Source organism: Neptunomonas sp., assembly GCF_016744175.1.
Taxonomy (GTDB): Bacteria; Pseudomonadota; Gammaproteobacteria; order Pseudomonadales; family Balneatricaceae; genus Neptunomonas.
This window is the reverse complement of record NZ_JADGEV010000015.1, coordinates 24461-39714: the sequence shown is the minus strand read 5'-3', so window position 1 is coordinate 39714 and position 15254 is coordinate 24461. Positions and strand designations below refer to the sequence as shown.

11 protein-coding genes are annotated in these 15254 nt (G+C 43.8%); 2 read left to right on the top strand and 9 right to left on the bottom strand.

Annotated elements, in window-relative coordinates; translation table 11 throughout:
• Positions 1 to 233: 233 nt before the first annotated feature.
• The 9 genes from QZZ55_RS09000 to QZZ55_RS08960 all read right to left on the bottom strand — a co-directional run bounded on the left by QZZ55_RS09000 (position 234) and on the right by QZZ55_RS08960 (position 12474).
• Positions 234 to 1367, bottom strand: a complete 1134-nt coding sequence (locus tag QZZ55_RS09000; RefSeq protein WP_293266992.1) for a BCCT family transporter — start codon at positions 1365 to 1367, stop codon at positions 234 to 236.
• A 191-nt stretch (positions 1368 to 1558) separates the two neighbouring features.
• Positions 1559 to 3148: an alkaline phosphatase gene (locus QZZ55_RS08995; protein WP_293266991.1), complete on the bottom strand. Its 1590-nt coding sequence runs from the start codon at positions 3146 to 3148 to the stop codon at positions 1559 to 1561.
• Positions 3149 to 3202: 54 nt separating this feature from the next.
• Complete coding sequence (gene choV, locus QZZ55_RS08990) at positions 3203 to 4396, bottom strand: choline ABC transporter ATP-binding protein (RefSeq protein WP_293266990.1); 1194 nt, start codon at positions 4394 to 4396, stop codon at positions 3203 to 3205.
• Between the two features lie 2 nt (positions 4397 to 4398).
• Complete coding sequence (gene choW / locus QZZ55_RS08985; protein ID WP_293266989.1) at positions 4399 to 5244, bottom strand: choline ABC transporter permease subunit; 846 nt, start codon at positions 5242 to 5244, stop codon at positions 4399 to 4401.
• A 122-nt stretch (positions 5245 to 5366) separates the two neighbouring features.
• Positions 5367 to 6326 carry a choline ABC transporter substrate-binding protein gene (locus tag QZZ55_RS08980; RefSeq protein WP_293266988.1) on the bottom strand — a complete coding sequence of 320 codons (960 nt, stop codon included), beginning with the start codon at positions 6324 to 6326 and terminating at the stop codon, positions 5367 to 5369.
• Positions 6327 to 6464: 138 nt separating this feature from the next.
• Complete coding sequence (gene betA / locus QZZ55_RS08975) at positions 6465 to 8162, bottom strand: choline dehydrogenase (RefSeq protein ID WP_293266987.1); 1698 nt, start codon at positions 8160 to 8162, stop codon at positions 6465 to 6467.
• Between the two features lie 68 nt (positions 8163 to 8230).
• Complete coding sequence (betB, locus tag QZZ55_RS08970; protein ID WP_293266986.1) at positions 8231 to 9688, bottom strand: betaine-aldehyde dehydrogenase; 1458 nt, start codon at positions 9686 to 9688, stop codon at positions 8231 to 8233.
• Positions 9689 to 10337: 649 nt separating this feature from the next.
• Complete coding sequence (locus QZZ55_RS08965) at positions 10338 to 11315, bottom strand: TauD/TfdA family dioxygenase (RefSeq protein ID WP_293266985.1); 978 nt, start codon at positions 11313 to 11315, stop codon at positions 10338 to 10340.
• Between the two features lie 232 nt (positions 11316 to 11547).
• Entirely contained in the window at positions 11548 to 12474 is a 927-nt protein-coding gene (locus tag QZZ55_RS08960; RefSeq protein ID WP_293266984.1) for a LysR family transcriptional regulator, read from the bottom strand.
• Between the two features lie 120 nt (positions 12475 to 12594).
• Here QZZ55_RS08960 and QZZ55_RS08955 point away from each other — a divergent pair, with 120 nt between their 5' ends.
• Complete coding sequence (locus tag QZZ55_RS08955) at positions 12595 to 14082, top strand: FAD-linked oxidase C-terminal domain-containing protein (RefSeq protein ID WP_293266983.1); 1488 nt, start codon at positions 12595 to 12597, stop codon at positions 14080 to 14082.
• On the top strand, positions 14083 to 15246 hold the full coding sequence (gene glcE, locus QZZ55_RS08950; protein WP_293266982.1) for a glycolate oxidase subunit GlcE: 1164 nt from the start codon (positions 14083 to 14085) through the stop codon (positions 15244 to 15246).
• The last annotated feature ends 8 nt before the right edge of the window (positions 15247 to 15254 follow it).

The following is a 15254-nucleotide window of genomic DNA, read 5'->3' as shown; positions in this document are numbered from 1 at the left end:
ACTCCCAGCTCTGCTCAGCTTCTTTGCTTTTATAAAAGTACGGTCAGTGCTCAACACAATCCGACCATCAGCGGAACCACTCCCATAAGATTCATCAAACCAGAACCTCGATCTGGTGTTATTTTTTAGTCATCATTTATTACCTATTTGTTATTAATACTAGGGGGCTTTTGGGTGTAGTTATCCCTACCTGGTAATTCAGGCAAGGACAAAAACAACGGCTGAGGGTTAAATCAAAGAGGTTGTAATATCAATGAGCCGCGCTGACGTAACAGCAAACCATATACAGAAGCGTAAAGAGCTATCACTAGTAAACCCACCCACTCAATATCGAAAGGTGTAAATTGATAAGCCAAGATAAGACCATACATAACCACAAAATTACCGAGCATGTAGCCAATTTTACCAAAGCGCTCAACGCTTATATTCATATTGGATGTATATAGACGGATCAAAGAATCTAATGAGTTAATAACAAACACGATCCCTACAAATACCATTGCCAGTGTCAACAAGGAGGAAATCTCAATGGCGTTAGCATAGTAGTAGTAAAGAACCGAAAACCAAATTGCCAACGGTATGGATGGAATCACCAACAATGCTACACATAAATGCCAGGTTTTTAAGCCACCAACAAAGCGTGCGACAAACTGGCCAATCATGATGCTCCAGCTAAACCACCAAAACAAATAGAACTGATGATAATCAGAAATAGGATGGGTAAATTTATCCAAATTTGTAAAGTAACCACCAATGCTTCCCATCGTAGTAAACAGCTCAGTAACCCCCAAACCTGGAGCCCCCAACATAACTGCGGCTATCAAGGCAAAAAACAGCCATGTTGATGCGACGCTTAACACCTTGATATAGCTAATATCAGTACTGGAAAAAACAGCCAACGCAACCACGAGTGCAACTAACCCATAGCGTACCGGATCAGAAATGCCTTCAACATAGCTAGGCAGGTAATCCAAGAATAAGAACCCAGTGAAAGCACATGTGCTGATAATGACCACATTATTGATCAGCTTAACGAGAGGGATCTCAAACAACTTTACTTTGGGCTCGATTACGCAAAAGTAAAAGGTTGTCAGGAAGTAAAAACCCCATACCAGAAAACCCCAAAAACCAAACTCTATTGCTAGCGGATTAGTAAATTGATACGCCTCTTCAGCCGCATACGTTGGAAACTCTGTCAGTGGGAACATAATCAACCCCACATCTAGGCCAGAGGTGAATAAGATTGCCATGAAGGCGAACAACGAACTCGGCACTGTACCCGTGCAGCGTATATTACCTGCTCGAATGATGATAAGTGCCGATGTGACCAGAGCCACTAAAATAGCGACGGTAAGAATACTAGTCATGTGAAAATTTACTCCTTGTTATTATTTTGTTTTTTACTTATCAGTACATAGAATCTGGTTGTATTTATTCAAAACATGGCCAAACGTCAGGCAAACAAATGCCTAGGCATTGCCCATTCAATATAGTTAGACAGCGTTGAGAGACTAGAGTCTGGCGTGGAGCGCCAGACTGTGCGGTGCTTTTGTACTCACTACTGCATTGCTTGGATAGCGAATTTTGCCCAATCAGTGGTGTGTATTAACCCATTAAATTGGCTTGTGACTGATTCAGGCCCCCAAGCAACAATTGGAACGGGGGTGTTTGTATGAGTGCCCGTAGCCCAGACAGTATTTTGCTGCTTCCCAACAACACTGGCCAACAAATTATGGCGTACCTCATTTCCGTAAACGAAGAACTCTTTAAACTCATTCACTTTCGGAAAAGTTTTAGCACTCAGGTAGCCATGCCCTTCTACGAAATATTCGTTGTCTTCTGTTTCAAGTACTCTAGCCGCCTCAGCCTCAGTGATGGCAAAACGCGTATGGCTGTTAACAAGTATGGCCAGTGCTGCTGGTGTTTGCTCTACCACTGGTAAAGCATCAAACAAGCTAAAGATATCGGCATAAGATGCCGTCTGCTGATAGATTTTATCCAAGGTTTCATAACTACCAAAGTTATAATTAGGCTTAAATGTACTGCCTTCAAATACCTCACCAGGAAGATCTCTACCTTCAGGCAAATTACTACGCGAATAGCTAAAACCAAAACCACCCGTTTCATGGTCAGCCGTCACAATAATCAAGGTATCATCGCGGTCTTTTGCCCAGTCATAAAGATACTCTACAACGCCATCCATTTTCAGCATTTCATGCAACATATAGCCAGTGTCATTATCATGCGCCGCCCAGTCGATTAACCCGGACTCCACCATCATAAAAAAACCTTCGTCATTACGCTCTAAAATCGACACCGCTTTTTCTGTCATTTCGCGCAGAGTAGGAACGGTTCGGTCTACGTTTTTGCTAGTCATTGATTCTTCTATGCCATTCAGCGTTTGCGAATATGAGAACAAACCCAGAAGCTTATCTCCAGCAGATGCATTTAATTGCTCTTTAGTAAACGCCAACTGGTAACCTTTCGCCTGGGCCTCATCCAGTAAATTTCGCTCATCCTTACGCTTGGACTTTATGCGTACAACACCGTCAGTCATATCTGTCAGTTGGGCATGTATGTTACTGCTTTTATCATTCGCGCCTTTCGGTATCCAATGACGCAATCCACCACCCAATAGCACATCCACCTTGTTGCTAAGCATGTCTAAAGCAATCTCATTTTCTTTAGATCGATGAGTCTGATGAGCGGCAAAACCTGCAGGTGTTGCATGAGTCACACGGGTGTCAGTGATCAAGCCCGTTGATTTACCCATCTTCGCCGCTATTTCAAGCACTGTTTCTGTCCTGTGGCCATCCACATCAGCGCCAATCATTTCCGAACCAGACATTTTCCCACTAGCAAACTGTGTTGCTGAAGCCGCAGAATCAGTTACGAGTACATTCGCAGCATCCGTGTAAGCAAGACCTAACACTCCATCTTTAGATAAAGACTCCCAGGCACTGCGCCGGTTTTTATCTTTGTAAATTGAATTAGGAGCGTGTTTTACATAGCTATTCAATAAGCCAATTTGTTGCGGCCCCATGCCATCGCCAATAACAACGATAATGTTTTTAATTCCGCCGGCATAAGCACTTGTCACAGACAAGGCAACGACACCTATGAGCATCGCTACTTTTCGTAGGATCATATTGTTCTCCGAGTTATTATTTTTATTACAAAAAACGCTTAATCACTTCAGTGCTTAGTCAGGATCAACTGTAAAGTGCTTGCCTAGTAAAGCATGATAAAAATCTTTGTCTGATAACATACCAACCAACCGCCCATTTTCTTCCAGCAGCACCGGTAAGCCTGTTTTATATCGAACGCCAATTGCTGAACGCATCGAAACATCCGGCGAAGCTATCACTAACAACGCCTCTGTTAGCTGCTCAATATCCTCTCCTTCATTCCAGTGATAAAGCGACAAAGGCTGCCCTTGGCGAGAGGCGCTAGCCACAGCTCCTTGGCTATCAAGACCAATAAGCGTGTTATCGTGTTGATTCAATACCAACTGATCACCCAACACCTCCAAATCACTGGTATCCGACATCAAAGAGCGACCACATAGCACATTCAACGGATTAGTATGTGCAACAAAATCAGCCACGTAAGGTGTTTTTGGATTAAGAACTATCTCTTCTGGTTTTCCATGCTGAATAATTTTAGCCGACTCCATAATGGCGATATGAGTGCCAATTTTTAACGCCTCATCCAAATCATGGCTGACAAACAAAATAGTTTTATTCAAGCGCTGCTGCAGTTCAATTAATTCATCTTGCAGTTGGCTACGAATTAAAGGATCAAGCGCAGAAAAAGGCTCATCCATCAGCAATATGTCACTGTCCATAGCAAACGCTCGCGCAAGGCCCACACGTTGTTGCATACCACCCGATAATTCATGCGGAAACTTATCTTTCCATTCTGATAAACCAACCATTTCCAGCTTTTCCATCGCTTTCGCGCGACGCTCTGGCTTAGACATACCTTGCATGTCTAGTCCGAAAGCAACATTGTCAACTACGCTCATCCAGGGCATTAAGGCAAATTTCTGAAATACCATAGATATTTTGTTCGTACGCATATGTCGCAATTTATTGGCATCACATGTGGCAATGTCCACCATCTGATCGCCATCTTGAACCAGCAGCTCACCTCGGCTTATGGAATTCAGACCATTAACCGCGCGTAACAAGCTTGATTTACCTGAACCTGATAAGCCCATTAGAACGCAAATTTCGCCTTCTTGCACTTCGATACAAGCATTATCAACGCCCACCACATCGCCCGTGGCATCTATTATTTCTTGTCGGGTACTCCCCTTATCAAGCAATGCTAGACTTTTCTTTACACGGTCACCAAACACGACATCTACATTTCTAATACTAATTGCCGCCATGATTAACCTTCCTCTTTTGCGCCAGGCGCTTTACAGATTCGATCCAAAATAATTGCTACAAGCACTATCGCTAAGCCAGCCTCGAATCCTTGAGAAATATTAACTGTATTCAGAGCTCGTATTACTGGCTTTCCTAATCCATCAGCGCCAACAAGCGCAGCAATAACCACCATCGATAGAGATAACATGATGCACTGAGTTACACCCGCCATGATGTTTGGCATCGCCGCAGGCAACTCAACTTTATAAAGTAGTTTGAATGGCGTAGCCCCAAATGCTTTACCGGCCTCAAGCAAATCTTCTGGCACTCGACTTATTCCAAGATAGGTCAAACGAATGGGTGCAGCTACTGCAAATATGATTGTGGATATTAGTCCTGGAACAACACCTAAGCCGAACAAAACAAGTGTCGGTATAAGATAAACAAAGGTAGGTATCGTCTGCATAAGATCGAGAATTGGCCGTAATATGGTATAAACCCAAGGTTTATGGGCCGCTAAAATACCCATAGGAATGCCCATTGCAACCGACAATGTTGTAGCCGCTAATACCAATACAAAAGTTTCCAGCATCTCCTGCCAATAACCAAGGTTAAGGATTAGCATTAAAGCGACAACAACAAAAATCACTAAAGGAATACTACGATGCAGCCACCAAGCGACAACTGCGGTGAGAGCCATAGGAACTGATGGTGGAAACCACTGGAATATCTCTACCATTGAGACAATCATCCATTCCAGCGAAATTGAAACGGCATCAAAAAAACCCGCTGCATTAAACGTCAGCCAGTCTACAAACGCTTCCATCCAGCTACCAAGTGGAATCTTGTTCTCAGTAATCCAATTCATGTGTTTGCCTTTTTATATATAAACGAATTCATCACCACAAAATTGGGCGAAGCGGTACTCCAAAAATACAGAAGGGATCTGCTGCCTATGCCTTCAGCACTCGGCAGCAGATTGATATTGGATCAGAGATCCAAGTGCTTGCGTACAGCAGACAGCGCATCGCCACCATCTTTAGTTGTTACACCCTCTAACCAGCTACTTAGCGCTTCAGGGTTAGACTTTAACCAAGCCAATGCTGCCGTTTGAGGTTTTTTGCCATCATCAAGAATGGCGCCCATCACTTCGTTTTCCATTTCCAGCGTGAAGGACAAGTTCTGTAACAGACGTCCTACATTCGGGCAGTCTTGGCTATAATTTTTACGAACATTGGTATAAACGCTCGCACCACCATAGTTAGGGCCAAAGAAGTCGTCACCGCCCTGTAAATACTCCATCTCGATGTTGGCGTTCATTGGATGAGGTGCCCAACCTAAAAAGGCAATCCACTGCTCACGTTTAGCTAAACGTGAAACCTGTGAAATCATTCCGGCCTCACTCGACTCAACCAGCTTAAACCCCTTCAGACCAAAAGCATTTTGGTCAATCATATCCTGCATCAAACGATTGCCATCATTGCCAGGCTCAATACCGTAAAGACGGCCTTTGAATTTATCTTTGAATTTAGCGATATCAGCAAAGTTCTTTACGCCTGCATCAAATACATACTTTGGAACGGCTAATGTGTATTTAGCCCCTTCTAGATTGGCACGTACGGTTTCAACAGTACCGGCTTCACGATACTTAGCGATATCCGCTTCCATTGTAGGCATCCAGTTACCTAGAAACACGTCGATATCTGCATTAGCGAGAGAGGTATAAGTCACCGGCACAGATAACAGCTGAGTCGTTGATTTATAACCCAGCGCTTCGACTACTTCACTGGTTACTGCCGTGGTCGCCGTAATATCAGTCCAACCCACGTCGGAGAAACGCACCGTGTCACATTGGCCAGCAAACACCATCGATGCAGACAAGCCCATCGCTACAGTTATGCCACGCATTAAATTATGTTTACGGCCAATTCTATTCTTTCGAGTTGTCATGATTATTTACCTTATTTTAGTTTTAAATTCTCTTACGATTACTGCTTTCAAGAGTGCATTTTGAACAATACACAACATAAATTTCACTTTTATAACAATTACTTAAGAGCTACTAAGCCTATGCTAGAGCTACTTATTTTATTTCACCTCACGCTTAGGGCTACCTAAACGCTGGCTTTGCTGCCAGTTTGGATCAATCCAAACATCAACATCTGCATCAGGTAACGCTTGTTTACCCAAAATCATATCTGCTGCTTTTTCTGCCACCATGATAGTGGGAGCATTCAAGTTACCGTTTGGAATAGTGGGAAAAATTGAAGAGTCTACAACACGTAACGACTCGACTCCTCTTACTCGACACTGCGTATCTAACACTGCCATTGGGTCCTCATCAGCACCTATTTTACAGGTACACGAAGGATGGTAAGCACTTTCAACATTTTCACGCACCCAGCGATCAACCGCTTTGTCTGATGTGACCTGTTCTCCCGGCTGAATTTCATCACCACGAAATGGGTCCAAAGCAGGCTGCTTCAGAACTTCGCGAGTCAGACGGATACAGTCACGCCAATCTTGTTTGTCCTGAGCAGTACTGATGTAATTAAACAAAATACTCGGCTTCGCTTTTGGATCAGCTGATTTAATCCATACGCGACCACGGCTCTGCGGTTTGTTTGGCCCTACGTGAACCTGGAATCCATGACCATCAATAGCCTTCCCACCATCATAGCGCATCGCCGCTGGCAAAAAATGATACTGAATATTCGGCCATTTCAAGCCTTCACGAGACCGAATAAAGCCACAAGATTCAAAATGATTAGTCGCCCCTAAACCATCTTTAAACAACAACCAACGTGTGCCTATCATGCCTTTACTGACTAAATCTAATTTGCCGTTTAAAGTAATAGGTTGCTTACAGTGGTACTGGAAGTAAACTTCCAAATGATCCTGAAGGTTCTCACCAACACCAGGCAAGTCATGCACAAGCTCAACGCCAGCCTCTTCCAATACTTTTGCAGGGCCAACGCCTGATAGCTGTAATAAATGCGGCGAACCAATAGACCCGGCTGCTAAAATCACCTCCTTGTTTGCAGTAGCATTAACCGTGCTGCCACTTTTTTCGTATTCAATACCAACGGCACGCTTACCATCCATGATGACTTTTCGAGTCAATACGCCCGTTATCAATGTTAAATTAGAGCGCTTCATCGCTTCACGAAGATATGCATTAGAAGTAGATGCCCGTACACCTGCCCTCACTGTCATGTGCATTGCACCGAAGCCTTCTTGGCGGTAACCGTTATAATCATCGGTCGTCGGGTAACCTGCATCTTCACCTGCATCAATAAATGCCTGATAAAGTGGGTTTAACTTCATGTCGTTACCGTTACAGGTAAACAAAGGACCATTACCACCACGATAATCATCACTGCCGTTAACCCACGTTTCTGCTTTTTTGAAATAAGGCAAGCACTGCTGATATCCCCATCCAGCGGCGCCCTTTTCGCTCCATTCATCAAAGTCACAAGCATGTCCACGGACATACACCATGCCATTTATCGAAGAGCCACCACCCAGCACCTTTCCGCGAGGGCAATGCATAGAGCGACCATCCAAATAAGGCTCTCCTTCGGTATGAAATTGCCATGCATACTTTGGAGTATTCATTGGATACGACAGCGCCGTAGGCATCTGAATAAAGATACTCTTATCCGAACCTCCTGCCTCAAGCAGCAGCACACTGTGCATACCATCTTCAGTCAGACGATTGGCCAGTACGCAACCAGCAGAGCCTGCGCCAACAATGATGTAGTCATATCGTGTATCAGTGGTCATACTAATTTTCATCCCTCAGGTCGCAGCTTAAGCACTTGTTTGTACTAGCGTGGTACTATTTTTAAAACTTAAAGATAAGGGCAGTCAACATCGCCCAGTTCAACAAAAACGCTTTTAACTTGGGTGTAGTGATTAAGCGTTTCAATGCCATTTTCACGACCAACACCTGACTGTTTATAACCGCCTACTGGCATTTCTGCTGGCGACGCGCCCCACGTATTAATCCAACAGATACCCGCTTGAAGACGAGCAATGACACGATGCGCCCGAGCAAAGTTAGTAGAGAATACTCCGGCAGCTAAGCCATATTCAGTGTCATTAGCACGTCGAACGACTTCGTCTTCATCGCTAAAGCGCAGAATAGACATAACCGGCCCAAATATTTCATCTTTAACGTTAGGCATATCATCCGTGCAGTCGGCAAAGACGGTGGGTTTAACAAAGTAACCTTTCTCCAAACCGTTCTCTATAACACGCTCTCCACCACAAGCTAACCTTGCTCCTGCTTCTTTAGCAACATCGATAAATCCTAATACTTTAAACATATGCTCTTCAGAGATTAAGGCACCCACTTGTGTGTTCAAGTCTGTTGGATCCCCAATGATCATACGTTCAGTACGCTCAACTACTTTGCTAACAAATTCGTCATAAATACTGTCATGAACAAATACACGCGTACCATTGGTGCAAACTTCACCTTGTGTATAGAAGTTGGCTAGCAATGCACCAGAAACGGCGTTATCAAGATCGGCATCCGCAAACACTAACAGAGGAGATTTCCCCCCCAGCTCCATGGTCACTTCTTTAAGCGAACCTGCAGCATCGGCCATGACTTTTTTACCTGTGCCGCATTCGCCTGTAAATGAAACCTTGGCAATTTGAGGATGGCGCGACAGGGCTTGCCCGACGCGATAGTCACCTTGCACAACATTAAAAACACCATCAGGCAAGCCCGCTTCGGTAAAGATTTCTGCTAACTTTAACGCGCTTAATGGCGTTTCTTCAGAAGGTTTAAATATCATGCAATTTCCCGCAGCGAGTGCAGGACCAGACTTCCACATAGCAATTTGGATAGGGTAGTTCCATGCACCAATACCCGCACAAACGCCTAAAGGTTCACGTCGGCTATAATAAAAATTATTACCGCCTAGGTCCTGTTGCTGCCCATGGATAGTGGCAGCAAGCCCTGCATAATATTCAATAACATCAGCACCTGATGCGATATCAACACAGTTAGCTTCCTGCAGAGGTTTACCCGTATCCAGCACCTCTAACATGGCAAGCTCATCATTACGCTCTCGCAATATAGACACAGCACGCATAAGAATGCGCCCTCGTTCTGCACCACTCATAGCAGACCAAACGAGAAAGCCTGCTTGTGCCGCTTCAACCGCCTTGTCTACATCAGCCAGAGAGGCTTGCTGAACGTCAGCTAACACTTCGCCTGTCGCTGGGTTGCGTGTCACAAAGCTTTCACCCGATGTAGCATCTTGGTATTGACCATTTATATAAAGAGTGTGTTGCATCTAACTGTATCCTACTGATTGCGTTTCATGACTACTCGGGGTGCAAATCACTTTACCGAATAACTACATAATTATTGATATCAAATAACGTATTCTATTAACGTTTTACGCTCTATGTAGAGCCTAGTGTACGCTGTTATCAGATTTTTTATTGATTGATCGTTTAATTAAAAATAACTCTGACTAAATTTTATGCAGATGTCAAAAAGCTAGAGATGTCGCAAACAAGAAACAACAAAAGAATTACTACCAAAAACGGCTAAGGTTTTAATTACTTTTTATAACATTTATCGACTTTTAGAGGGTTTTTAAAGACACTTTATAATTACTAGCAATATCCAAATGTCGTTTAAAGTTACATTTGAAAACATTTACGGAGGAAGTGTTGACGAGAACAGAGAACAACTTGTCGCTTTCAGTTAATTACCGACTTGTGAAACGAACCATTTCACAAGTCATCAAGATATATGGTCAGCTAAAAAATGCAGGTAGACGATACACACCCTCTATCTTGGGTTCAGGTTGATAAATGGGCGACAACTATCCGCACATAGAAGGTTTTCACAAACTTCACCCACTAGTCTCTAGAGTTATGTATGTCGCACTGACCACTATAATCCTAGAAAATTTTAAGCTTTTTAATATCAAATTACGTTTCGCGTTTCGTAATACCATTTCGCCCAGGGAAATCAGACGCTAACTCTCTGGCATTAGGCATCTTCAGCCACAATCTATATAAATGCCGTCTACGCTCTACTTCGTCGTAATCTTCGAAACTAGTACGAGAATGAAAAATTGTATAGTTATTTGCAAACTGGATATCACCTGGCTCCATCATCATATCTAAACGAATATCTGGGTTATTTAAAGTCGAATCAATAAGGTCTAGAGCTTCAACTTCTACATTCGATAGAGGAGCACCTGCATTATTTTGTGCAATTTCTATATATTGGCGTAAATATCGAGCGCTTAACTTACCCTTATGATAACTAAAGATCGGCGTAAAACCTGCCTCTCCGTCATCAAGGTGCTCCAATTGGAATAGACGGTGGAGAAGCCCAATATACTCTGGGTTTTTTCCCAAAATTTCGTTATAAAGCGTCATCGCACTTGAAAGGCTACTCATGCCTCCTGATCTTGCTTTACGAAGAGAAAGCAAACCAACAACATCCGATAGATCGGCGTGATAAGGAAGGTATTCATTGGTTTCATAAACACGAACACTTTTCGGATCTATTGCCCCAATATTTTTGACATGTCCTAACATATCGCCTTTTAAATTTTGCGGGACAGGCGTACCCATATGAAGGCCAAGGCCATAGTAAATAATGGCTGCTTCATCATCTGTATAACGCTCAATTGGCAAGCCGCGAATTAATATGAAACCCTTGCCATTTTCCAACTCTTCATTGAAGTAAGCGATCTCTTTGAAGAGCTGAGTAATCGGAAAATCTTCTTTAGTAAAGCCGGGTACCTGCAAACCTTTTCGCTTAACATTTTCTAAGGCCTTTTCAAGAACGCTAATCGATTCATCGGACCAATGATAAATCCATGAATCGTCGCCTTTTAAATCCTTTCCTTTCCACGCTGATGGGTCTGTAATTTTTTCTTTATGAATCACGCTCATTATCTATTCCTATAAAAAGCAGGTTGTTATTTTTTTGATACGACCCCACAAAGAAATGAGCACCGCCCAACCTAACATTTCAAATATTTATCGAACTTAGCAACATTTTAATCACATTTAATGGATTTTAAGACGACTTAACGAAAACACTCTTTCGTAAATCTTGCTCTTTTTTTAGAATAAACATAAAAACACGGATATAACAATAATTATTTTGTGGGCTTTATGAAGCTTAAACCAGCGCCTCACCATCTAAAATTTTCTGCTCGCAAAGCTGCTGAATCAATTCGATGATGAGAAGTTCAATAGCCCGGCAGGCCGATGTAAAGGGTCTATTTTCTAAGCGGACAATAGCGTGAATTCGGTCAATCGAAGGATTAATAATCCTTAGTGCATCTAAATCTCCTCGCTGTAATTCAGTTGCCATCACATCATACGGGATGATTGCATTGGCAATACCGCTATTCATCAAGCAGCGCAGCGTTAAACCCGTATCTTGCTCGTACTGAATATTCAAAGGCCACTTTGCCTCCAGTGCTTTTTGCTCAATATGCAATCGAATATTATGCGGGCGTGAGGGGGCAACCAGAGGGTAATTTGATAACTCCTCAAACAAAATTGTGCCGGCCTCATGCCCTTTCGCCACACCCTTGCCCACCAAGTGCAACGGCTCCCGATAAACCGGAATAACATGTACACCACTCAAATCAGCCGCATTGGGAATCAGCCCAATATCAGCCTTTGCGTCTGCAATTTGCTGGGCGGCATTCAAGCTCATAGCATCATAAATTTGTAACTGTACTTCTGGGAAACGCTGAGCACATTCAGTGACCAACAAGGGGATCAACGTGTAAGCCTTCGAAGCATCGATAACAACACTAACCTCACCACGCGGAGAGAACTCATCGCTAATAACATCCGCTTTTGCAATATCAACCTGACGCAGTATCAACTTTGCGTGATGGACCAATTTCTCGCCAGCAAGTGTGAGCTGTACCCCTTTGACACTGCGAACAAATAACGATGCACCCAGTTCATTTTCTAACGCGGCTACCTGATGGCTCAACGCTGGTTGCGCGATAAATAATTCACGAGCGGCAGCAGAGACGCTACCCACTTCTGCAATTTTCAGAAAATACTTCAGCTGAGTAAATTTCATATTCCCATCCATAATTAAAAAATATGGTTAATCATAGTTAATATGTATTTTTTTAAATAGCATTTCATCTTTAGAGTCATCTAGGTTCCCGCCTCTTCAACGAGCCACTTGGATACCACCATGAACTCAAACATTGCAGCAAGCATCAGAACAAAACGACTTGCCAGCCTCATTCCAATGCTGAGCATGTTGATTCCTGAGGATGCAATCTTGAGTGAACCAGAACAGCTAAAAGCTTACGAGTGCGATGCATTCACTACGATGCGCCAAATACCGTTACTGACAGTACTCCCTGATACCATCGAACAAGTTCAGCATATTATGCGTTGCTGCCATGCCCTTGATATTCCTGTCGTGGCTCGTGGAGCAGGCACAGGGCTAACCGCAGGATCTATGCCTGTCGAGAACGGTGTTCTGCTTGGCATGAGCAAGTTCAATAAAATACATGATATTAATCTGCATAATCGCACTGCATGGATAGACCCTGGCGTTCGCAACCAAGCCGTTTCTGATGCCGCCGCACCTTACAACCTGTATTTCGCACCCGACCCATCCTCACAGCTCGCATGCTCAGTGGGCGGAAATGTTGCTGAAAATGCTGGCGGCGTTCATTGCCTCAAGTACGGTCTCACCGTCCACAATATTTTGGAACTGGACGTTATCACCATTGAGGGTGAGCGCATCACCATAGGCGGCCAAGCGCTGGATGCCGCAGGGTATGACCTCATGGCAGTAATGACGGGTTCAGAAGGTTTGCTAGGGATTATTGTTGGCATCCGCGTAAAGCTTTTAGCGAAACCTGCCAGCGCTCGCGTGTTACTCGCAGCCTTCGCAACCATTGAGGATGCAGGCAATACCATTGCTGAAATTATAGGTGCAGGCATCATTCCAGCTGGCCTTGAAATGATTGATCAAAAAGGCATTCAAGCAATTGAAGCACTAATGCATGCTGGCTATCCGGTTGATGCAGCGGCAGTAATTATCTGTGAATTAGATGGCAGCGTTGAAGAAGTTGAAGATGAACTCACCAGTGTTATAACAATTCTTAACCGCTTAAATGCTTCAGATATTCAAATATCAACCAACGAAGCTGAAAGCAAACGCATCTGGGCTGCTCGAAAAGCCGCTTTCCCTGCACTCGCTTGCTTAGCTCCAGACAACTATGTGATGGACGGTACTATTCCACGCCGGGCACTAGCCCAGGTGTGGACAAGAATCAATCAACTCGCTGATGAGTATCAGCTTCTTGTAGTGAATGTTTTCCACGCTGGTGATGGCAACATGCACCCGTCGATATTGTTTGATTCCTCCGATGAGGATCAACATAAACGCGCCAACGATCTTGGCACACGCATTCTTGAGTTATGTGTTCATGTCGGCGGGACTATTTCCGGAGAACACGGCATCGGTTTAGAAAAAATAAATGAGATGTGTCTACAGTTTACTGGTGCAGAAATAAGCCAATTTCATGCACTAAAAAACGCTTTTGACGATAAATCGTTACTTAATCCTGGCAAGCAGATCCCGACCTTAGCTCGTTGCACTGAGTTCCATGCGATGCATATACATAATGGCGAAATGCCGTTTCCTCATCTGGAGCGGTTCTAAATGACTGAAGTATTAGTACTATCTCAAACTGATAAGCAGCAGGCGCCTGTTCTTTCTGAGCAAACACCAACAGTAACTGCAGAGGTTATTGCTGAGCAGGTAAAAAACGCCTATGAACAACAATCACCTTTAAAAATTATTGGTTGTGGAAGTAAAGCGTTTTATGGACGCAGTATATCAGGTGTCGAATTGACCGTTTCAGGATACAGCGGGATTATCAATTACGAGCCATCCGAACTCGTCATTACTGCACGCACAGGCACGCCTTTACGAGAGATAGAGCAATTACTGGCAGAGCATGGGCAAATGCTTGGGTTTGAGCCGCCTGAATTTTCTGATAATGCTACTCTTGGCGGCACCATTGCGTGCGGAATTTCTGGCCCACGTCGTCCTTATACAGGCGCTGTCAGAGACTTTGTTTTAGGCGCGACCATCATCAACGGTAAAGGCGAAATTTTAAAGTTTGGCGGCCAAGTCATGAAAAACGTTGCAGGCTATGATGTTTCACGCCTGATGACTGGTGCATTGGGTACATTAGGCGTGTTGCTAGAAATATCGCTCAAAGTCATCCCTAAACCAGCTTTTGAAGAAACACGCATTCTTCCCTATAACCACCAGCAGATGTGTACTTTATTAAGCACATTGGGCCGCCAGCCAATACCAATTTCTGCTACATACCTTCATAACAATCTTTTATATGTACGCTTTTCCGGCGCTAAAGCAGGGGTAGTATCTGCGGCAGAAAACATAGGTGGCGACGTTCTCAGACAAGCAGAGCTTTTTTGGCACCAACTGAAAGAGCAGCGCCTCCCTTACTTTAATCAAGATAGAACTTTATGGCGTGTGTCACTACCTCCTAGCGCCCCGTGCATTCCTGACTTACTAGTTGATACAGAGTCGATCACCGAATGGGGAGGAGCACAACGTTGGGTGTACCCCAAAGATACTGATGCGCTACAACAATGGGCTAGTGATAATGGCGGTCATGCTAGCGGCTTTCGTAATAGATGCGGCGCTAGTAACAGCAAGGCGAATAGTAGTGATGCTAATGGTTCTACTTTCAGCCCTCTAAGCCCTGCACTTCTTACATTAAGCAAACGCATAAAGAACAGCTTTGACCCACACAACATTCTCAATCCCGGTCGTTTATACAAAGACCTATAACCAATCCA

Bases quoted from the DNA above. Each gene is read 5' to 3' on its own strand.
- QZZ55_RS09000 (WP_293266992.1), bottom strand. From the start codon at position 1,367: ATGACTAGTATTCTTACCGTCGCTATTTTAGTGGCTCTGGTCACATCG.
- QZZ55_RS08995 (WP_293266991.1), bottom strand. From the start codon at position 3,148: ATGATCCTACGAAAAGTAGCGATGCTCATAGGTGTCGTTGCCTTGTCT.
- choV (WP_293266990.1), bottom strand. From the start codon at position 4,396: ATGGCGGCAATTAGTATTAGAAATGTAGATGTCGTGTTTGGTGACCGT.
- choW (WP_293266989.1), bottom strand. From the start codon at position 5,244: ATGAATTGGATTACTGAGAACAAGATTCCACTTGGTAGCTGGATGGAA.
- QZZ55_RS08980 (WP_293266988.1), bottom strand. From the start codon at position 6,326: ATGACAACTCGAAAGAATAGAATTGGCCGTAAACATAATTTAATGCGT.
- betA (WP_293266987.1), bottom strand. From the start codon at position 8,162: ATGACCACTGATACACGATATGACTACATCATTGTTGGCGCAGGCTCT.
- betB (WP_293266986.1), bottom strand. From the start codon at position 9,688: ATGCAACACACTCTTTATATAAATGGTCAATACCAAGATGCTACATCG.
- QZZ55_RS08965 (WP_293266985.1), bottom strand. From the start codon at position 11,315: ATGAGCGTGATTCATAAAGAAAAAATTACAGACCCATCAGCGTGGAAA.
- QZZ55_RS08960 (WP_293266984.1), bottom strand. From the start codon at position 12,474: ATGAAATTTACTCAGCTGAAGTATTTTCTGAAAATTGCAGAAGTGGGT.
- QZZ55_RS08955 (WP_293266983.1), top strand. From the start codon at position 12,595: ATGAACTCAAACATTGCAGCAAGCATCAGAACAAAACGACTTGCCAGC.
- glcE (WP_293266982.1), top strand. From the start codon at position 14,083: ATGACTGAAGTATTAGTACTATCTCAAACTGATAAGCAGCAGGCGCCT.